The 18,611-nt window shown below is 71.3% G+C and carries 17 protein-coding genes; 5 read left to right on the plus strand and 12 right to left on the minus strand.

Features of this window, described 5'->3' with window-relative positions; translation table 11 throughout:
- Positions 1–120 precede the first annotated feature (120 nt).
- Positions 121–798 (plus strand): DUF305 domain-containing protein, encoded by a 678-nt coding sequence (locus tag HFV08_RS24095; protein ID WP_168542375.1) that lies wholly within the window; start codon positions 121–123, stop codon positions 796–798.
- Between the two features lie 51 nt (positions 799–849).
- Here the strand turns inward: HFV08_RS24095 and HFV08_RS24100 are convergent, their stop codons facing one another.
- Both HFV08_RS24100 and HFV08_RS24105 read right to left on the minus strand, forming a co-directional pair.
- Entirely contained in the window at positions 850–1,158 is a 309-nt protein-coding gene (locus tag HFV08_RS24100) for a UBP-type zinc finger domain-containing protein (RefSeq protein WP_040246674.1), read from the minus strand.
- Positions 1,159–1,304: 146 nt separating this feature from the next.
- Positions 1,305–2,582 (minus strand): amidohydrolase, encoded by a 1,278-nt coding sequence (locus HFV08_RS24105; protein WP_168542377.1) that lies wholly within the window; start codon positions 2,580–2,582, stop codon positions 1,305–1,307.
- A 177-nt stretch (positions 2,583–2,759) separates the two neighbouring features.
- Between HFV08_RS24105 and HFV08_RS24110 the strand changes: the two genes are divergently transcribed.
- Positions 2,760–2,933: a thiazolylpeptide-type bacteriocin gene (locus HFV08_RS24110; RefSeq protein WP_040246680.1), complete on the plus strand. Its 174-nt coding sequence runs from the start codon at positions 2,760–2,762 to the stop codon at positions 2,931–2,933.
- 100 nt (positions 2,934–3,033) lie between these two features.
- Here the strand turns inward: HFV08_RS24110 and HFV08_RS32160 are convergent, their stop codons facing one another.
- The 10 genes from HFV08_RS32160 to HFV08_RS24160 form a co-directional block, all read right to left on the minus strand.
- The gene (locus tag HFV08_RS32160) at positions 3,034–4,293 is read right to left on the minus strand and encodes an ATP-grasp domain-containing protein (protein ID WP_168542379.1); all 1,260 of its coding nucleotides are present in this window, start codon (positions 4,291–4,293) and stop codon (positions 3,034–3,036) included.
- Positions 4,294–4,493: 200 nt separating this feature from the next.
- A complete protein-coding gene (locus tag HFV08_RS24120; protein ID WP_168542381.1) occupies positions 4,494–5,468 on the minus strand; it encodes a quinone oxidoreductase family protein in 975 nt (324 codons plus the stop codon).
- Between the two features lie 90 nt (positions 5,469–5,558).
- The gene (locus HFV08_RS24125; RefSeq protein WP_168542383.1) at positions 5,559–6,977 is read right to left on the minus strand and encodes a methylaspartate mutase; all 1,419 of its coding nucleotides are present in this window, start codon (positions 6,975–6,977) and stop codon (positions 5,559–5,561) included.
- Positions 6,974–7,444 (minus strand): cobalamin-dependent protein, encoded by a 471-nt coding sequence (locus HFV08_RS24130; protein ID WP_168542385.1) that lies wholly within the window; start codon positions 7,442–7,444, stop codon positions 6,974–6,976. Before HFV08_RS24130 ends, HFV08_RS24125 begins: the two co-directional genes overlap by 4 nt.
- Before the next feature lie 180 nt (positions 7,445–7,624).
- A complete protein-coding gene (locus tag HFV08_RS24135; RefSeq protein WP_168542387.1) occupies positions 7,625–8,098 on the minus strand; it encodes a flavin reductase family protein in 474 nt (157 codons plus the stop codon).
- A gap of 116 nt (positions 8,099–8,214) precedes the next feature.
- A complete protein-coding gene (locus HFV08_RS24140) occupies positions 8,215–9,324 on the minus strand; it encodes an LLM class flavin-dependent oxidoreductase (protein ID WP_168542389.1) in 1,110 nt (369 codons plus the stop codon).
- A gap of 103 nt (positions 9,325–9,427) precedes the next feature.
- On the minus strand, positions 9,428–10,690 hold the full coding sequence (locus HFV08_RS24145) for an ATP-grasp domain-containing protein (RefSeq protein ID WP_168542391.1): 1,263 nt from the start codon (positions 10,688–10,690) through the stop codon (positions 9,428–9,430).
- A 71-nt stretch (positions 10,691–10,761) separates the two neighbouring features.
- Positions 10,762–12,126, minus strand: coding sequence for an aminotransferase-like domain-containing protein (locus HFV08_RS24150; protein WP_168542392.1), 1,365 nt, complete (start codon positions 12,124–12,126; stop codon positions 10,762–10,764).
- A 44-nt stretch (positions 12,127–12,170) separates the two neighbouring features.
- On the minus strand, positions 12,171–12,473 hold the full coding sequence (locus tag HFV08_RS24155; RefSeq protein WP_168542393.1) for a YciI family protein: 303 nt from the start codon (positions 12,471–12,473) through the stop codon (positions 12,171–12,173).
- Positions 12,474–12,502: 29 nt separating this feature from the next.
- Positions 12,503–13,249, minus strand: coding sequence for an SDR family NAD(P)-dependent oxidoreductase (locus tag HFV08_RS24160; protein ID WP_040246688.1), 747 nt, complete (start codon positions 13,247–13,249; stop codon positions 12,503–12,505).
- 728 nt (positions 13,250–13,977) lie between these two features.
- On the opposite strand from HFV08_RS24160, the gene HFV08_RS24165 reads away from it, so the two are divergent.
- The 3 genes from HFV08_RS24165 (at position 13,978) to HFV08_RS24175 (ending at position 18,598) form a co-directional block, all read left to right on the plus strand.
- The gene (locus HFV08_RS24165; RefSeq protein WP_168542394.1) at positions 13,978–15,252 is read left to right on the plus strand and encodes an MFS transporter; all 1,275 of its coding nucleotides are present in this window, start codon (positions 13,978–13,980) and stop codon (positions 15,250–15,252) included.
- 487 nt (positions 15,253–15,739) lie between these two features.
- The gene (locus HFV08_RS24170) at positions 15,740–16,765 is read left to right on the plus strand and encodes a fatty acid desaturase (RefSeq protein ID WP_246341978.1); all 1,026 of its coding nucleotides are present in this window, start codon (positions 15,740–15,742) and stop codon (positions 16,763–16,765) included.
- 168 nt (positions 16,766–16,933) lie between these two features.
- Positions 16,934–18,598, plus strand: a complete 1,665-nt coding sequence (locus HFV08_RS24175) for a GH3 family acyl-acid amido synthetase (protein WP_168542396.1) — start codon at positions 16,934–16,936, stop codon at positions 18,596–18,598.
- The last annotated feature ends 13 nt before the right edge of the window (positions 18,599–18,611 follow it).

Genomic DNA, 18,611 nt, shown 5'->3' on the forward strand with positions numbered 1-18,611 from the left:
AATCAACAGGTGGCAACGTCCTCGACACGAGGACTTGTTGTTCTCCCCCTCCCTGGAAGCGCCCAGATCAGGACAGACTCGCAGTACGCTCCAACTCCCCCCGCAGCACAGGAGGTTGCCGTGTCCCACCGCTCCCAGGCCCGCTCGCCGCGGCCGCACCGGAGACCGAGCCGGGCGGCCGCGGCGGCCGCGGTGCTCGCCGTCGTCCTCGCCCTCGCCGGATGCGAGTCGGACGGCGAGGGCAAGGCCCGGGGCGGCTCGGGGAGCCCCTCGGTGATCGCGCCGGGCAAGCCGGGTGAGGCGGCCGAGACGCTGGACCCGAAGGAGGCGGCGGAGCGCAAGTCCGACGACCGGCCCAACTCGGCCGACTTCCGGTACGCGCAGATGATGATCACGCACCACGCGCAGGCACTGGAGATGACCCGGCTCGCCCCGAAGCAGGCCGGGCAGGCGAAGGTACGCCGTCTCGCCGCCCGGATCTCCGCCGCCCAGGGCCCCGAGATCGAGGCCATGGAGGGCTGGTTGACCCGGCACGGCGGGCCGCGTGAGGACGCGCACGCGCACCACCACGACATGCCGGGCATGGCGAGCGAGGCCCAGCTGAAGAAGCTGCGCGCCGCCGAGGGCGAGAAGTTCGACGCCCTCTTCCTGAAGCTGATGATCACGCACCACGGCGGCGCCCTCACCATGGCCACCGAGGTGCAGTCCGAGGGCAACAACATCCAGATCGAGGAGATGGCCACCGATGTGGTCGCCCAGCAGACCTCCGAGATCAACCGGATGCGGGACATGTCCTGAGCCGCTGCCGCCGGTCGGGGGCGGCCGGGCGGCGGCCGGATCCCGCCGCGCTCACGCCGCCCGGGCCGGGTCGACGCCCTCCACCTCGAAGGTCACCAGGTCCTCGTAGCACCACCACCAGCGCTCGCCCGGCTCGTAGGAGCGGATCAGGGGGTGGCCGCTGGACTCGTGGTGCGCGGTGGCGTGCTTGTTCTTCGAGGAGTCGCAGCAGCCGACGTGCCCGCAGATCTGGCACTCGCGCAGATGGACCCAACTGTCGCCCAGCTCAAGGCATTCGGGACAGGAGTCGGGGCTGTCCGGGGTGACCTCCCGCACCTGGTCGAGGTGCGAGCAGACCAGATTGTCTCCGGGGGTGTTCATCCTTCAGGCCTCCTTCGCGCGGGGGCCCGGCGCCCCGCGTCCCGTGGCACGCGGGAAGTCCCGCGCCACACCGGCACCCGCTTCCACGGTCCCACCGCACCGCCGCTTGTCAAACGCTGCGGGGTGGTCCCCCGCCGCCGGGAGGCTCAGTCGGCGCCGAGCCAGCTCATCGCGCCGGTCACCAGCGCCCCGATGCCGGTGGGCAGCGCGGTGCGCAGGTCGACCGTGAAGCGGGGGCTGTGGTTGGCGGGCAGCGCGGCCATCTTCTCGGCCGCGGTGGACCCGGGGGCGGCCGACCAGGCGGCGGGGCCCACCGCGCCCAGCATCCAGTAGCAGAGCGCGATCCCCTCCTCGCCGTGCAGCGCGCGGCCCGCGTCCCCGTAGAGCGCGAAGTCCTCGGTGGCCAGGGTCGGCGGCCACATCGCCACCCGCTCGTGGCCGTAGTGGCGTACATGGGCCTCGCGCACCCGGGCGGTGGCCGCCGGGTCCGGGTGGGTGAGCGGGGAGGAGGAGGTCCGGGTGATCTCCGGTTCGCGGGGGCAGCCGGAGGCGGCGCACTCGGCGCGCAGCACCCGCTCCACCGCGGCCACCGCCCGCTCCAGCGACTCCGGGCCCACCGCCCTGACGGTCAGTCCCAGCCGGGCGCTGCCGGGGATCACATTGGCCCGCTCCCCCGCGTGGAAGGAGCCCACCGAGACCACCACCTGCTCGGCGGGGGCGCACTCGCGGGCCACCACCCCCTGGAGTCGGGTCACCGCGGAGGCGGCCGTGAGCACCGGGTCGACCGCCAGATGCGGGGCGCCCGCGTGCCCGCCGGTGCCGTGCACCACCACGTCCAGGGTGACGCTGCCCGCGGTCATCGGTCCGTAGCCGTGCGCCAGCATCCCGCCCGGCAGCGGGGCGCTGTGCTGGGCGAGGACCGCTTCGGGGCGCGGGAAGCGGCGGTAGAGGCCGTCGGTGAGCATGGCCCGGGCGCCCTCCAGGGTCTCCTCGGCGGGCTGGCCGAGGACGACGAGGGTGCCCCGCCAGGACTCCCGGGCCCGGGCGAGGAGCACCGCGGCGCCGGCCGCCGCGCCGAGGTGCAGGTCGTGGCCGCAGCTGTGCGCCGCCTCGCCGGTGGCGGCATAGGGCAGGCCGGTCTCCTCCCGGCCGGGCAGGGCGTCCAGCTCGGCGCGCAGCCACACGGTGGGGCCCGGGCCGTTCTCCAGTACGCCGACCACTCCCGTGCCGCCGACCTGAGGGGTCGTCAGCAGGCCTTCGGCATCGAGGAGTTCGGCGAAGCGGGCGGCGGTACGGGTCTCCTGGCCGGAGAGCTCGGGGTGCTGGTGGACGTCGAGGCAGAAGGCGGTCAGCGGGCGCAGCGCCGCGCCGAGTCCTTCGAGGACCGTCCCGGTCGCGGCGTCGGGTGCTGCTGCGGCGTTCATGGGGACATCGTCCACGGCCGGGCCGCGGGGCCGGACGGCAGGCCGCTGACAGAAGGTGTCAGTGAGGTGTCAGCGGGACGCCGGGCCTCCTGTCGGCGGCGGGGGGTGGAATGCGGTTGTGGCACCACGGACCTCCGGGATCCCTCCCGGGGGCCGCTCGTACCCCAAGGAGTCATCATGGAGAAGACGCCGCTCGCCTCCCTCGCGGACGAGATCCTGGAGCTCGAGTCGGAGACCTTCGAGATCTCGGACTACTCGGACGCGAGCGAGGTCGTTCTCGCCGGTTCGACGAGCTGCAGCTCGACCTCGACCTGCTCCTCGACCACCAGCACCACCTCCTGCAGCGCCTGAGCCCTCCGCTCGCGCAGCACAGACGTTCGCCCCGGTTCTCCGCGGAACCGGGGCGAACGCCCTTTTGCGGGGCGGGAGTCGGGCGGGCCCGACTCCCGTCTCAGTCCTGCTGCTCCGCCACCGGCTCGGTCTCCACCCGTACCGAGTCGGCGAGCTTGCGGCCGAGGTCCCGGGCCTCCTCGGGGGTGTCCGCGCCGACCACGATGACGCCCATCCGGTCCTCCACCGAGCGCGGCGCCGGGATGATGTCGCCCTCGGCGACCCGGAGTTCGGCGTAGAGCACGGCGGGGTGGGCCAGCACCTCGTCCCAGCCGTGCACCGAGACGACCCGGCCCGGCTGCGGGGTGAGGAAGCGGGCCGCGGAGCCCTTGACGGGGGCGAGCGCGGCGCGGTCGACCGGCAGGCCGAGGGCGTCGTCGAAGACCAGGCCGAACCACTCCAGGCCGGGCACCACGTGCCTCAGCATCCGGTGGATCCAGCCGCCCGCGTTGCGGACGTGGAACTCGCCGAGCACCACGCCGTCCTCGGTGGCCCACAGCTCGACGTGGAACTGCCCGTAGCGCAGGTCCAGGGCGGTCAGCGCCGCGGTCACCTCCCGGACGATCTCCGCGCGCAGCTCCTCCGGGACGATCGCCGGGATGACGTACTCGGTCTCGAAGAAGTACGGCGGCGGCAGCTTCTCCTTGTCGGTGACGGCCAGCGCGTGCGGCTCACCGCCGAGGAAGACGCCCTCGACGCTGTACTCGCGGCCCTCGACGTACTGCTCGACGATGAACGGCTCGCCCGCCTCGGGGAGGAAGGCGACCGCGGCGTCCAGCTCCTCGGGCCCGGAGATCTTGCTGACGCCCTCGCTGCCCATGGCGTCCCGGGGCTTCACCACCCAGGGGCCCTTGTGCTCGGCGAGGAAGGCGGCGGCCTCGGCCGCGGTGGTGCAGACCCGGAAGGCGGGCTGCCGGAAGCCGCGCTCGGCGAGGGCGGCGCGGGCGGCGTCCTTGGTGCGCACCCGGTGCACCGCGGCCGGGGTGTTGCCGGGGCGGCCCAGGGCGTCGGCGACCTCGGCGACCGCCTCCTGCGCCATCTCCCGTACGCCGAAAACGACGTCGAACTGCTCGCCCGCGGCGAGCTGTTCACGGGCCCAGGCGGCGCTGGCGCCCCGCTCGGAGAAGTCGACGGCGCTGACCGCGTCGGCCTGCTCGCTGATGGTGGGGGTCGCCGCGAGGGTGGCCTCCTGGTTGGTCACATGCACGCTCAGGCCCCGCTTGCGGGCCTCGGTTATCGCGTGCGTGACGACGTCGACCGCGAGGGTCGCGTCACCCGCACCGCCGACGAAGAGCAGCTTGCGGTGGGTGGGATCGGACATTCGGTGCTCCTGCGGGATGCGGGTACGGTCCGCGCGCGGGGCACCGCCGCCGGGCCCCGGTGCGGGGCGCGCGGCGGGTGGTCCCCCGGGCGGTTCTTCGGTCGGGGCGGCGGCCGGCCCCGCGGTGCGGGGCGGCCGACTCCCTTGTGGTCGGGTGGAGTTGGGCGTTCGACGGGCTCGGAAGTCCTACGGTACGGCGGTCAGGAGGCGGCGGGCGGGGTGAGCAGCAGCTTGCCCGAGGTCTCGCGGCCCTCCAGGAGGCGGTGCGCGGTGGCCGCCTCGGCGAGCGGGAGGCGCCGGTGGATCAGCGGGCGCAGCACCCCCGCGGCGAGCGCGTCGAAGACCGCGGCCGACCCGGCGCGCAGCGTGGCGGCGTCGTACAGGTGGTCCCGCATGGTGGGCCGGGTCAGGTACAAGGAGCCGCCGCCGCGCAGGAGTTCGACGTCCAGCGGGGGCACGGGGCCGCTGGAGAGACCGCAGAGCGCGAGCAGTCCGCGGCGGCGCAGACTGCGCAGGCTTGCCTCGTAGGTGGCGGCGCCGACCGAGTCGTAGACGACGTGCGCGCCCTCGCCGCCGGTGATCTCGCGCACCCGCTCGTCGAAGGAGTCGTAGCCGACGGCGTGCCGGGCGCCCGCCTCGCGGGCCGCCTTCTCCTTCTCCGGGCTGGAGGTCACCGCGATCACGGTGGCCCCGCGGTGCGCGGCGAACTGCACCAGGAAGCGGCCGAGTCCGCCCGCGGCGGCGAGTACGACGACGGTGTCGCCCTCGGCCACCGGGTGCGTCTGGTGGGTGAGGTAGTGCGCGGCGAGCCCCTGGAGGAGCACCGCGGCGGCCTGTTCGAGGGGTACCGCCTCGGGCACCGGGACCAGCTTCTCGGCGGCGACCGCGGTGTACTCGGCGTAGGCGCCGAGCCCGGAGGCGTAGGCCACCCGGTCGCCCGGGGCGAAGCCCGCCACCTGCGGGCCGACCGACTCGACCACGCCCGCGCCCTCCTGTCCGGGCACGAGCGGGGCCGGGGCGGGGTAGCTGCCGTCGCGGTAGTAGACGTCGATGTAGTTGACGCCGACCGCCGTGTTGCGCACCAGGACCTGGCCGGGGCCCGGCCGCGGGACCTCGGTCTCCTCGGCGAGGAGGGCGTCCGGGCCGCCGGGCTTGTGCACACGAATCGACTGCATGTCAGGCTCCTGCTGGGAAAAGAGGATCACTCGCGACGGCGCCCACGATGCCACTTCCGGCATCCCGTTGTCCCTCGCACCCGGCCGCGGTCACCGGGGCGCGCCGGGGGTGTCGAAGGCGGTCAGGAAGTAGTTGATGTCGGCGGTCAGACCGCGGACCATCTCGCCGAGTTCCTCGCCGCCGCCGGTGGCGAGGGCCTGTTCGTTGCGCCGCTTGAGGGTGTCGGAGAGCGGCAGCCCGCCGGTGGCCTGGTAGCGGATCGCGCCGTCGGGGGCGCGCCGCGGGATCACCTCGGACAGGGCGTAGCGGCTGGCGCTGAAGGGGATGTCCAGGCGCCCGGAGGCGAAGGACTCCACGATGGCGGGCAGCAGTTCGGGCGCGGCGAGGACCGGTTCGACGATCTCGGCCACCTCGCGCAGGATCCACTCCCGCTCCTCGGCGATCCGGTCCTCGTCCAGCCGGAGGCAGGAAAGCAGCGGGGAGTTGGCGCGCGCGGCGAGGACGAGGCCGTCGATATTGGCCCGGGTGTCGGGGATCCCGTACGCCTCCTGGTAGGTCTTGGTGATCAGCTTGGTGGCCCCGCCGAGCCGGGCGACCAGGGCGCCGTAGAGGATCAGGTCCTCGGCGTCGCCGCGGTCCTTGGGGAAGGGCCCCATGTACTCGTGCAGGACGGCGTGCACCTCGGTGCCCTCGGGCAGATAGCGCGCCGCGAGCTCCGGGACGGTGCGCAGCGCGGCCACGTCCTGCTCGCAGTGGCCGCCCTGGGGGTAGGCCACCGAGATGCACCTGACCCCCTCGCGGGCGGCGGCCACCGCCTCCAGGACGCTGATCGCGAGGCTGATGGAGGGCGGGACGAGCACCGCGGTCAGGGTGCCGAACAGCTCCCGGTCGATGACCAGGCCGAGTTCGGCGAGTTCGCCGCAGCGCCGGTCCACGTCCCGCCAGGCCGCCAGGGACTCGCTGAGCGGTACGGCCTTGGAGTACGGCAGGTTGTAGGAGATGCCGCCGCCCTCGAAGGAGGTGATGCCGGAGGCGACGGCGGTCTCGAAGAGCAGCCGGGCGTCGGGGGATCCGTGCCGGATCTCCAGGGGCACGCCGACCGATTCGTTCAGCTGCCGGCCGCGCTGCCAGCCGTGGGTGACGAGCGGGTAGCCGTTCAGGTCGGCCGGGTTCCTGCGCAGCGCGGCCTCGGCCTTGTCGAAGCGCTTGAGCCGGGTGTGCGAGTCGATGGTCAGCGAGAGGATGTCGGGGTTCCCGTGCCGCTCCAGGTCCTGGAGCAGGGTGGTCATCTGGACGTGCGAGCCGACCCCGCAGCGCGGCTGCAGGGCGACCCGCCCCCGCGCCCGGGCCTCGCCGAGCACCTCGGCCGCGGTGGGCTTGCCCAACTCCCGTACGTAGGCGACCGATTCGGCGAGCGAGGGCAGGGGGGCCACCGCCTGGGCGGCGACCCCCGGACCTTCGCCGACCGGGGGGAGCGCGGTTCTCTCGCTGTCCGGCTGGTGGCTCATGAGGCGACGGGCAGGGGTTCCGCCACCGGGGTGCGCAGCCGGTCCAGGGTGGCGGGCAGCTCCTCGGGGTCGAAGAGCACCACGTCGACACCGAGGCCCTTGAGCCGCTCGATGTCGTTGCTGTCCTTGTGGCTGCCGACGGAGAGGTTGCCGCCCACGATCACCGGGCAGGCCAGCTGCCCGGCCCGCCGTGCCTCGGGCAGTTCCTGGAGGTCCTCGTAGGCGTGGCCGTTGAGGCTGCCGATGATGACGGCCTCGGCCCAGGGGTGTTCGGCGTGCGCCTCGGCGAACTCGCCGACCGTGGTGCAGGTGCCGAGGTTCACGACATGGAATCCCTGGGCGCGCAGCGCGTGCGCGATCAGGTGGTTGGCCACCACATGGCTGTCGCTGGCGGCGACCCCCAGGATGACCGTCCGGGTTCTGGGCTCGGCGGAGCCGGCGGACTGCGGACCACTTTCGTACGGCATGGAAACCCCCGTCGCGGAGAGAGCGGAGAGTGCGGTGCTGAGACGGACGGACTGAGAGAAGACGATCGGTGAAGAGAAGAGAAAAAAGCGGAGGAGAGGAGAGCAGGGATCGGAGGGGAAGGGGCGGGCAGTGGGCAGCCGGGCGCGGACTCGGGGGCGCACCCGGCTGAACTCCCCGGGCTAGCCGATGAGTTCGCGGAACCGGCCCGCGTGGAAGACCAGCGGGCCGGCCGAGTCGGTCAGCGCCCCCGCCACCGTTTCGGCGACCACCAGCTCGTGGTCGCCGGCCGGGTGGATGTCGGTGATGCGGCAGTCCAGCCAGCCGAGCCCGTCCGCCGGGAGCGGGTGCCCGGCGGAGGTCAGCCCCCACTGGCGTCCGGCGAAGCGCTCGGCTCCGTGCGTGGCGAACAGGCGGCACAGGTCCGCGTGCTGGTCGCCGAGGATGGTCACCGCGAAGCCTCCGGTCTCCCGGATCGCGGGCCAGGTGGTGGAGGTGTGCGCGGCGCACAGGGCGACCAGGGGAGGTTCGAGGGAGACCGAGGTGAAGGAGTTCACCGCCATCCCCGCGGGTCCTTCCTTGGTCTGCGCGGTCACCAGCACGACGCCCGTGGTGAACCGGCCGAGGATGTCGCGAAACGAACGCTGCTCCAGCATCTGTCTTCCACTCAATCCGGGCTGGACGTGGACGTCCGGCGGTGACGGGTGAGGTCTCGGTGCCGCGCCGGACGGGCCGGCGCGGCGGGCGGAGATCAACGGGCCCTTGCGGTCCGTTACTTGGCGCGCTGGGCGATGGCGAAGTCCACCGCTTCCCGGGGGCGGGAGACCGCGCCGTTGATCTGCGGCGCCACGTAGCGGGCGAGCAGTTCCAGGCTGCGGTTGGTGTTCTCCCAGGAGGTCCAGTCGGCGACGTAGACGAGCAGGGTGCCGAAGCCGCCGGTGGCCTCCTGCATCCGGCGGATGCCGTCGACCACGTCCTCGACCGAGCCGACCAGGGCGCCCCCGGCCTCGACGCGGTCCTCCAGGGCCTTCTCGCGGGAGGCACCGGGGCTGAGCACGTCCCGTCCCGCGGCCTTGCCGAAGTACTCGAAGAGCCAGCGGTCGTAGCCCTCGCGGACCTCGTCGAAGGCCTGCTTGCGGGTCTCGCCGACGTGCACCGGCAGCGCCACCCGCCAGGCGTCGCGGTCGAGGGTCTGGCCGTACTCCTCGGCGGCCTCCTGGGCGTGCTTCCACTGCCCGGCGAGGCCGATGTGGTCCGGGGCGCCCGGGGTCATCAGCGCGAAGGGCAGCGCGAAGGAGGTCATGCTCAGGCCGTACTGGCCGATGAGGCGGGGGCTGGTGACCGAGGTGCCGCTGGTGGCCACCGCGATCTCGATGCCCTGGGGGCTGAACCGCGGCAACTGCAGCTTGGCGTCGCGCAGTTCGAACCAGTCGGTCTTCTGCGTGATGCGCTCCTCGCCGTTGACGAGTTCGAGCACGGTGGGCAGGGCCTCGTCGAGGCGCTTGCGCTGCACCTTGGGGTCGAGGCCGAAGGTGGCCGCGTCGAAGGGCACGCCGGGGCCGACGCCGAGGATGTAGCGGCCGCGGGTCAGGTGGTCGAGGTGGACGGCCCGGCTGGCGACGTGGAAGGGGTGGTGCCCGGAGAGCGGGGTGACCCCGTGCGCGAGCTTGATCTGCGTGGTGCGCTGCGAGGCCGCGGCGATCATCGTCTCCGGCGCGCCGACGAGCCCCCAGCCCAGCGTGTGGTGCTCGCCGAACCAGACCTCGTCGTAGTTCAGCCGGTCCGCGTGGTCGACCAGGTCGAGATTGCGCCTGATGGCCAGGTGCGGATCCTGTCCGGTCTCGTGGACCGGGGACAGGAAGAGACCGATACGGCTGTGCACAGCTTTCCTCCGTGGGGTGGATGGAACGGAAGGGTGTACGGATGGGAGGGGGCGGGGCCCGGGCGGTGCGGGGCGCCGCCCGCCGGGCGGGCGGCGCCGGCCGCTACTGGTCGACGCGGTAGACGAGGTCCTTGAGCACGCGGACCTTCTCGTAGTCCGCGGTGAGCTGCTCGTGGTGGGGGCCCGTCAGGAAGATCTTCATCGAGGTGGTCATCAGGTCGTTGGTGGGGTTGATGCGGGCGCCGGGCGCATAGCGCGGGGCGGCCTGGAAGACGCTCTCCAGTCCCTGCATCTCCGCGACCGCGGCACTGTCCACCGCGCTGACGATGCCGTCGAGCACGGTGGGGGCGTTGTAGACGTAGGCGTGCTGGCGCTTGGTGTAGACGCCGCCGGAGAACCGTGCGAGGAAGGCGTCGGGGTCCGCGTAGGCCAGCGCGGACAGGGCGGCCTGGTTCTGGCCGAGGGCCACGTCGTGGAAGCCCGGGTTGAGGTTGCCGTTGAGCCGGGTGCCGATCTCGACGAGGGTGGGGCCCTCCGCGGTGACGATGACCTCGGCGTGGGCGGGGCCCCACTCGACGCCGAGCGCCTTCAGCACCTCGTCCACATAGGCGACGAGGTCGGCGGCGGGCTCCTGGTCCTCGGCGAGCAGGATGTCCCGGTTGTAGATCCGCTGGCCCGAGTCGAGGAGCGTCTTCTCGTACTCCCAGATGCCGCAGGCGTAGCGGTGCCCCCGGCAGCTGACGGTGTCGACGATGTACTCGGTGCCCTCCAGATACGACTGGGCGAGCACCTCGGTGTTGGCGGCGCCGAAGATGTTGTGCCCGTCCAGGATGCGCTCGGCGGCCGCACGCACCTCGGCCCCGTCCCGGCAGATGAAGACGCTGTCCGAACCGGCCGAGCTGAGCGGCTTGACCACCGCCGGGAAGCCGCCCTCCCGCTCTGCCCAGTCGACGAGGGCGGCGGGGTCCGCGCTCTTGAACTGGCGGGCGCAGCGCACCCCCGCGCGGCGGAGGGTCTCGATCATCTCGTACTTGTCGCGCCGGGCCGGGGAGAGGCGGGTGCCGTTGCTCTTGACGCCGAGGGCCTCGCTGAGCGCGTCGGCGAGCCGTACCGCGGACTCCTGCCCCGGCACCACGCAGACCGGGTCGAGCGGGGCGAGGCGCGCGGCGAGGGAGTCCACGTCGCCGTCGACGATGTTCTCGGCGTACGCGGTGAGGTCGGGGGCCAGCATGCTCGGGATCAGCTCGGGGGTGCTCTGGACGTGGATCACCCGCGCACCGGCCGCGGCGAAGGCCGCGGGGTAGAAGTTCCCGGCGGAGTACCCGTCGACCACGACCGCGGTCGGTTTGTCACTGGTGCCACTCATACTCGTCCCTTTGAGAGTCCGCTTGTGTGCTGAGAGTCCGCCCCGGGTGTCCGCGGGCCGCCGGGGGCCGGTCAGTCGCGGGGGGTGTCCGCGATGAAGCGCGCGAGGCGGGCGATGCCCTCGCGGATGGCCTCGGGGGCCAGGTTGCTGAAGCCGAGCCTGATCTCGCGGTAGCCGCCGCCCTCGATGTGGAACATGCTCATCGGCGCCCAGCTGACCCCGTAGTCCCGCGCGGAGCGCTCCATCTTGGCGAGGTCCGCGGTGAAGGGGACCCGCAGGGTGAGGAAGAAGCCGCCGCGCGGTTCGTTCCAGCTGACCCCGTGCTCCTCGTGCCGCTCGGCGGGGAAGTGCCCGGCGAGCGCGTCGAGCACGGTGTCCAGGCGCTCCAGGTAGACGGCGGCCAGCTCGCGGGTGGCCGGGCGCAGGGTGTAGTCGTTCTCGACCAGGATGCCGCCGATGACCGCCTGCGAGAGCGAGGAGGAGCCGACGCTGTACATGGCCTTGGCCTTGGACAGCTCCTGGGCGAGCAGCCGGGTGGTGCCCTCCGCGTCGGTGACCGGCTGGTCGGCGACCAGATAGCCGAGGCGGGCGCCGGGGAAGGCGGACTTGGCGAAGGAGCCCAGGTAGATCACATTGCGCGTGGTGTCCAGGGACTTGAGGGTGGGCAGCGTCTCGCCGTCCCGCGCGAAGAGTCCGTACGGGTTGTCCTCCAGGAGGATCAGCTCCTCCTCGGCGGCGACCTGGAGCAGGCGGCGCCGGGCCTCCAGCGGGATCACCGTGCCGGAGGGGTTGGAGAAGTCGGGGACCAGGTAGAGGGCGACGGCGCGCTTGCCCTCGGCGCGCAGGGCCCGCGCGCTCTCGCGCACCGTCTCGGGGTCGAGCCCGTCGGGGCCGCTCTCCAGGATTCCGCGCACCGGGATGTCGAGCATGCGGGCGGCGCCGCGGATGCCGACGTAGGCGGGCGAGACGGTGAGCAGGACCTCGTCGGGCGAGGAGAACAGGCCGCGCAGGGCGACCAGCGCGGCCTCCTGGTAGCCGTGGGTGATCATGATGGAGCCGGGCGGGGCATCGATGTCCTCGTCCCGCTTCAGCATCAGGGCGACCTCGTCCTGGATGAAGCCGTTGACCGGGCCGTACTGGAAGAGCGTCCTGGTGATGCGCTCCTCGGGCAGGCCCTTCTCCCGCAGGTGCTTCACATAGCGCTCGAGGTGGAAGCTGAGGGCGGCCAGGTCGTGGTTGCCGTCGTAGGGGGCACCGGAGGAGAAGGAGAGCGCCTCGGGGAAGCGCATCGCGGTCTCGCTGAGCAGGCGCATCGAGTCCATCTCGGGGTCGACGATGGCCGGGTGCAGCCACTCCTGCCGCAGCGAGACGAGTCCGTCCTCGCCGGTGATCCGCGCCGTGCGGGCCTCGGTGCCCTGAACTGCCGGTGTATTCATGTCCCTTTGCTTCCTCTTGCTTCGAACGGCCGGGCGGTGGCTTCTCAGACGGCGGAGCGGGCCGGCCCCGCGGCCAGGGTCCCCTTGCCGGGGGCCCACTGCAGGACGCGGGTGCCGGCGACCACGCCGCCCTTGATGTAGGGCTCCTCGTCGAGGATCCGCTGCAGCTCCGCCCGGTCGGCGGCCTCGTACATGAGCAGTCCCGCGTTCTCCCCCTCGACCGGGCCGGCGAGCAGCAGGATGCCCTGGTCGGTGAGTTGGTGCAGGTAGGCGGCGTGCGCCGGGTGGAATTCCTGGCGTCCGGCGCGGTCGACGTTGTAGCTGAACTCGACGACGAACTTCGGCATGGCTTGGCCTTTCCTGGGGGGTGCCGCGGTCACATGTACAGGCCGCCGTTGATGTCGATGACGGCGCCGGTGGAGTAGCCGGCACTCTCCGAGGCCAGGTGGAGCACGCTGCCGACGGCCTCCTCGACGGTGCCCATGCGCTTCATCGGCAGCTTGGAGAGCACGGCCTCCTTGGAGGCCGGGTCGCGCTTCTCCCAGGCGCCGGCGACCCGTTCGGTGGCGATCGGGCCGTGCGCGACCACGTTGGCGACCACGCCGGTGGCGGCCAGCTCGTAGGCGATCTGCTTGGTCATGCCGATGACGGCGGCCTTGGCGCCGACGTAGGCGGCGTTGTTGAAGTGGCTGTACGTACGGCCGCCGGCGGAGGCGAAGTTGACGATGCGTCCGTAGCCGTCGCGGACCATGTACGGGGCGCAGACCTTGATCGCGATCCAGGTGCTGGTGACGTTCTCCAGATGGGTCTGCTCGAAGTGCTCGGTGGTCAGGTCCTCGTAGCCGATGACCCGGGTGTCGCCGCCGACGCCGTTGATCAGGATCGAGGGGGCGTGCTGCTCGGCGATCTCGGCCAACTGCCGCTCGGCGGCGGGGATGTCGGTGATGTCGCCGACCACGGTCTCGACCTTGGTCCGGCCGGACAGCTCGGCGGCGAGGGCGTTCACCGCCTCCTCGTTCCGGTCGAAGAGGACGAGCGAGTGGCCCTGGTCGGCGAGCGCGCGGGAGACCTCGCGCAGAATTCCACCGGCGGCACCGATGAGGAGGGCAGTTCGTACGGTCATTAGCTCTTCACCTGGCTTGTCTGATTGCGGCAAGCCCTGCCTGAGGCGCAGGGCCGAGTGAACTCCGGGCTCCGGATATCCGGATGCGGGGGCTGCTGAATACCGGCGGGGGAATGAGAGAAATACGGGCCCGAGGGCTCCGGCCATTCGGGCGGCGGCATCCCCACCCGGAAAACACGCAGCGGCGGTCCACCGCTCTTCCCCCCTGTGATTCCCAGCCCGGACGAGGCACGCGCTCTTGGTTTCGAATCTGACAATCACCCAACTACGCGCAGCTGTCAACGAGTTCACGCACTGATCACAATGTGACGCAAGTCACAGAGCAATGTGAAGGTGTGACGCACGTCACGACCGCCGGGGAAAGGGCGAACCCTTCGGATCACACCTTCACCAGGGAAGTCGCTGTCAAGACGGAATTCGCGACGTCGAGAATCGGACAGGGTTCAACTGCGGAAGAACTTTCCCTCGACGACCCCCGTATACATTGCAAACGTGTTGCAACCTGGTCCAATATTTCCTCCGCCACGCTAGGTTGTACGTCGAAGCAGTCGGTGACGACAGCACACGGGGGATCCATGGTTCAGTCAGCGCCGAGGTGCGTCACGCCTGTGGACAGGCACCCGGTGACCACCGCACCCGGTCCCGGGACCCACGACCTCGCCGCCTCCCGCCGGAGGCCCGCACCGCTGCGCCACTCCAGAGCGACCATCGGCTGAGCTGAACGGATCATGCAGACCAACTCCCCATGGCGGATACCCGACTTCCGCACGCTGTTCACCGCGACCACCCTCAGCCAGCTCGCCACCAACATCGGCTATGTCGCGGTACCGCTGATCGCGGTCACCGAACTCGACGCCAGCCCCGGTGAGGTGGGCGCGCTCGCCACCCTCAGCACCGTCGCCTTCCTGCTCATCGGGCTGCCCGCGGGCGCCTGGGTGGACCGGATGCGGCACCGCAGGGTGCTGATCGCGGCCGACCTGACCAGGGCGGCCCTGTTCGCCTCGCTGCCGATCGCCTGGTGGCTGGACTCGCTCACCCTCGGACAGCTCTACGCCGTGGTGCTCTTCAACGGCTGCGCCACCGTCTTCTTCGACGTCGGCTCGCAGAGCGTGCTGCCCCAACTGGTCGGCAAGGAAGGCCTGGTGCAGGCCAACGCCGCCGTCATGACGCTCATCGCGGCGGGCAACGTCGCGGGCCGCGGCGCGGGCGGCGGCTTCGTCCAGCTGCTCACCGCGCCGGTCGCGGTGGCCTTCACCGCGGGCAGCTACCTCGCCTCCGGGCTGCGGCTGACCGGCATCCGCCACACTCCCCCGCCGCCTCCCCCGCCGTCCGGCGCGGCCGTCACGCTACGCGCGCAGATCGCCGAGGGCGTACGGCACGTCTTCCGCAACGCGGAGCTGCGGGCGCTGGCGCTGACCGCCTCCTTCACCAACCTCGGCTCGCAGATCATCAACACCATGCTGCCGGTGCTCTTCGTCCGCGAACTCGACCTGCCCGCAGGCGCCTTGGGCCTGTTCTGGGCGGCGGGCGGCGCCGGGCTCCTCGCCGGAGCGCGCTGTGCGCGGCCCATCGCGGGACGGCTCGGCTACGGCCGCACGCTCGGTCTCGCCGGGCTCTGCATGGCCCCCGCCGGGCTGCTCATCCCGCTGGTCGACCGCGGAGGATGGCTGTATCTCGCCGGTGCGGGCTACCTGCTCGCGATGTTCAAGACCGGAATGGACAACGTTCTCGGAGTCAGCCTGCGCCAGCGCATGACGGCGGGTTCCCTGCTCGGGCGGATGAACGCCACCTTCCGCTTCATGCTGACCGGCGCCCTCGCGGTCGGCTCGGCCGTGGCCGGCGCCATCGGTGAACTCACCAGCGTGCACACCACCTTGTGGGTGGGCGGCGTGATCCTCTCGCTCGCCTTCCTGCCGGTCTTCCTGTCCCCCGTGCGAAGGCGCCGCGAGCTTCCCGAACAACAGGAGGAGGTCGTGCGCAAATCCGCACCCGCCGATTCCTGATTCCACAGAACAGGATTTACCGCGAAGCCGTTCCGCACCTGTGCGGAACGGCACATACGCGTGCCAGGAAAAGTCCGGTGAACTTTGCCGGATCACTGCACGGAGGTGTCGTCTGCTGCACTTCCGTTAAATGCAGGAAGTTGCAGCAAAATAACGGTTGACGGCTTACCGGTCCGCTGAAAAGATAATTCGCGTGCCTCCCTCAGGGCGGCCCTGCTGCTATGCGCACGGTGTTCCACCCGATCCTTGCGATCGAATTCGAGAACCCGCTCGTTCAAGACTCCACAGGAGCGCGATGGCCGCCATCGAAAGCGACCCGAGAACCGATGACTTCGCGGAAGATCTCTTAGACCCCCGTGAATCAATGCGTCCGCTACCCAGGTTCACGCAGTACCCGTTGACCCTGCTCACCGGTAAGCCGCTCGCCGGGCAGAAACCTCTTTCCTGGTGGTCACCGACTTTTCATCTGGTCTCTGCCGTGTTCTCCATGGCGGTCGGCATCGCACTCAGCTGCACCGGCCTTTCCCTTTCCGGGGCCTGGCTGCTGCTGTTCCTCCCGGGCTGGGCCGCCACCCTGCACGGGATGCGCAACCTGCGGATGATGATCTTCCACCAGTGCGCGCACAGCAACATGTACCGGCGCCGCCGGCCGGACGGGATCATCGGGCGCGCGATCTCCAGCACGCTGATCATCCAGAACTTCGCCCGCTACAGCCGCGAGCACGTCAGCGACCACCACGCCGCGCACCACATGACGATGCGCGACCCCACGGTGCAGGCCTTCCTGGTGAGCCTCGACGTGCACCCCGGCATGACGCGGCGCCAGATGTGGCGCCGGCTCCTCGGGAAGCTGTTCTCCCCGAGGTTCCACTTCGCCTTCGCGGTGGCCCGCAGCCGGTCCTTCTGGAACGCCTCGGCCCCCAGCGAGAAGGCGGGCGCCCTCGGCCTCTACGTGGGACTCGGCGCCGTCACGGTGGCGACCGGCACCTGGGAGTACCTGGTCCTCGCCTGGCTGGTGCCGCTGGTTCCGCTCTTCCAGGTGAGCAACACCCTGCGGCTGTGCGTGAAGCACACCTTCCCGGCGCCGGGCACCGAGGTGAAGCGCGGCAAGGAGTACTTCGGCTCGCTCACCAACGCGATCTTCCTCGGGGACGCCGCGCCTGACCGCTCGCTGCCCCCGGTCCGCCGCGCGGCCGGCTGGCTCCGGTGGGGCTCGCGGATGGCCTTCGTCCACGCGCCGACCCGCTACCTGGTGCTCACCGGCGACACGGTGGTGCACGACTTCCACCACCGCTACCCCGCCACCCGCCAGTGGGCCGACTACCTCTTCGCCCGCCAGCAGGACGCCGACCGGGGCAGCCCCGGCTGGCCCCCGTACAAGGAGGCCTGGGGCCTTGTGGCCGCCATCAACCTGGTCTTCGACTCCCTGTCGGTCGCCGATCCCGAGGAGTTCGACGTGAATCGGCTGGGCGAGGTCAGCAAGCGCGAACTCTTCGCCGCATTCGACGACTGAGCAACAAGACGACCGAGCGACAAAGGGCCGGGCCCGTTCCACCGGGCCCGGGCCGCCGGACCTGAAAAGCACACCGGGCACCGGACGTTCATCGCGGCCGGACAATTCACCGCGCACTCATCCGCACACTCTCCGTACCGGAAACGAGCCAGAGAGAAGCTGAAGGCAGTGGACCGACCTGACTGGCAAGAACACTGGAAAGCGCGTCGCACCCCGTTCGCCGAGGAATGCCGACAGGCCCGTGCCGAGCTGCTGGCCGACCTCAAGGACCCCCAGACGGCCCAGCGCCGGGTCCTGGAGGACGTCATCGCTCTCTGCGCCGACTCCCTGTACTGGAAGGAGAACGGCTACGACCGCATCGCCGCCGACCCCGGCACCTTCCGCGACATCCTGCCCCTGACCCGCTACGGCGACTTCGAGCGGCAGATCGACCGGGAGACCCGGACCAAGGGCGGCGTGCTCTCCTGCAGCCCGGTGCTGCGCTGGCTGAAGACGAGCGGCACCACCGGCGTCCCCAAGCGGGTCCCGTACACCCTGCACTGGCTGCTGACGTACCGGATCCCCGCGATGGCCGCCATGTGGGGCACCTATCTGGAGCACCACCCCGAGCTGCTCGACCACCCGCACGCCACGCTGGACACCCAGACCGTGCGCGAGGCGGTCACCGACCAGCTGTACGGGGTGCAGTACCAGGCGATCAGCAACCGCTACCCGCAGCTCAACAGCCGCGACTGGAACCCGCCCTGGGGCGAGGCACCCTGGTTCGGCACCCGCGCGCCCGCCTCGCACGAGGGCCGGATGTACCACCGGATCCGCCAACTCCTCGGTGAGGACCTGCACTTCATCTCGGCGATCAACCCGAGCACGCTGATCTCGCTGCGCGACCTGGTGGCCGCGCACGGGCCCGCCCTCGTCCGCGACCTGCGCGAGGGCACCCTGGAGGGCGAGCCCTTCGGCGCGCCCGACCCGGAAGGCGCCGAGCGCCTCGCCGCCGTGCTCGCCCGGGAGGAGTTCAGCCTCAAGGACATCTGGCCCTCGCTGAGCCTGTACAGCTGCTGGCTCTCCTCCTCCGCCGGGCTCTACCAGGCCAAGCTGGACGAGGTGCTGCCCGGCGTCGCCAAGATGCCGTTCATGAGCTGCGGCACCGAGGGGGTCACCACCATCCCGGTGGACGACTCGCTGGACAGCCAGCCGCTCGCGGTGGGGCAGGCCTTCTTCGAGTTCGTCCCGGCGGAGGTGCCGCTCGGCTCCCTCATCGAGGCCGGGGAGAAGGTGGACACCCTGCTCTTCGACGAGGTGGAGCCGGGCCGCGACTACCACCTGATCATGACCCAGGGCAACGGCCTGTTCCGGCTGTGGAGCGGCGACATCTACCGGGTGGACCGGATCGTCGACGGCACCCCCTGGATCCACTTCGTCCACCGCGACGGCGTCTTCCACTCCTTCACCGGGGAGAAGATCACCGAGGCGCAGGTCACCCAGGCCATCAGGGAGGGCACCGCCGCGCACGGCATCGACACCAGCCTGTACATGTGCGGGCCGAACTGGGCCGAGCCGCCGCACTACGTGGTGGTGAGCGAGGTCCCGCTCCCCGACCCGGAGCTGGACCACACCCTCTCCTCGGCCGTCGACCGGCAGCTGATGGAGATCAACCTGGAGTACGCCTCCAAGCGCACCAGCGGCCGGCTCGGGGCCCTGGAGTTCTACACCGTGCCCAAGGACGCGATCAACGCGTACAACGAGGCCCGCAGACACCCGGCCAATCCGACCCAGCACAAGTACAAGCCGTTCCAGAAGGACGTCGGATTCCTCGCCGACATCGTCGGCCGCTGAGGGGACACACAGA

This window comes from Streptomyces physcomitrii (genome assembly GCF_012273655.1).
Lineage (GTDB): Bacteria > Actinomycetota > Actinomycetes > Streptomycetales > Streptomycetaceae > Streptomyces > Streptomyces physcomitrii.

Bases quoted from the DNA above. Each gene is read 5' to 3' on its own strand.
- HFV08_RS24100 (WP_040246674.1), bottom strand. From the start codon at position 1,158: ATGAACACCCCCGGAGACAATCTGGTCTGCTCGCACCTCGACCAGGTG.
- HFV08_RS24105 (WP_168542377.1), bottom strand. From the start codon at position 2,582: ATGAACGCCGCAGCAGCACCCGACGCCGCGACCGGGACGGTCCTCGAA.
- HFV08_RS24110 (WP_040246680.1), top strand. From the start codon at position 2,760: ATGGAGAAGACGCCGCTCGCCTCCCTCGCGGACGAGATCCTGGAGCTC.
- HFV08_RS32160 (WP_168542379.1), bottom strand. From the start codon at position 4,293: ATGTCCGATCCCACCCACCGCAAGCTGCTCTTCGTCGGCGGTGCGGGT.
- HFV08_RS24120 (WP_168542381.1), bottom strand. From the start codon at position 5,468: ATGCAGTCGATTCGTGTGCACAAGCCCGGCGGCCCGGACGCCCTCCTC.
- HFV08_RS24125 (WP_168542383.1), bottom strand. From the start codon at position 6,977: ATGAGCCACCAGCCGGACAGCGAGAGAACCGCGCTCCCCCCGGTCGGC.
- HFV08_RS24130 (WP_168542385.1), bottom strand. From the start codon at position 7,444: ATGCCGTACGAAAGTGGTCCGCAGTCCGCCGGCTCCGCCGAGCCCAGA.
- HFV08_RS24135 (WP_168542387.1), bottom strand. From the start codon at position 8,098: ATGCTGGAGCAGCGTTCGTTTCGCGACATCCTCGGCCGGTTCACCACG.
- HFV08_RS24145 (WP_168542391.1), bottom strand. From the start codon at position 10,690: ATGAGTGGCACCAGTGACAAACCGACCGCGGTCGTGGTCGACGGGTAC.
- HFV08_RS24150 (WP_168542392.1), bottom strand. From the start codon at position 12,126: ATGAATACACCGGCAGTTCAGGGCACCGAGGCCCGCACGGCGCGGATC.
- HFV08_RS24155 (WP_168542393.1), bottom strand. From the start codon at position 12,473: ATGCCGAAGTTCGTCGTCGAGTTCAGCTACAACGTCGACCGCGCCGGA.
- HFV08_RS24160 (WP_040246688.1), bottom strand. From the start codon at position 13,249: ATGACCGTACGAACTGCCCTCCTCATCGGTGCCGCCGGTGGAATTCTG.
- HFV08_RS24165 (WP_168542394.1), top strand. From the start codon at position 13,978: ATGCAGACCAACTCCCCATGGCGGATACCCGACTTCCGCACGCTGTTC.
- HFV08_RS24170 (WP_246341978.1), top strand. From the start codon at position 15,740: ATGGCGGTCGGCATCGCACTCAGCTGCACCGGCCTTTCCCTTTCCGGG.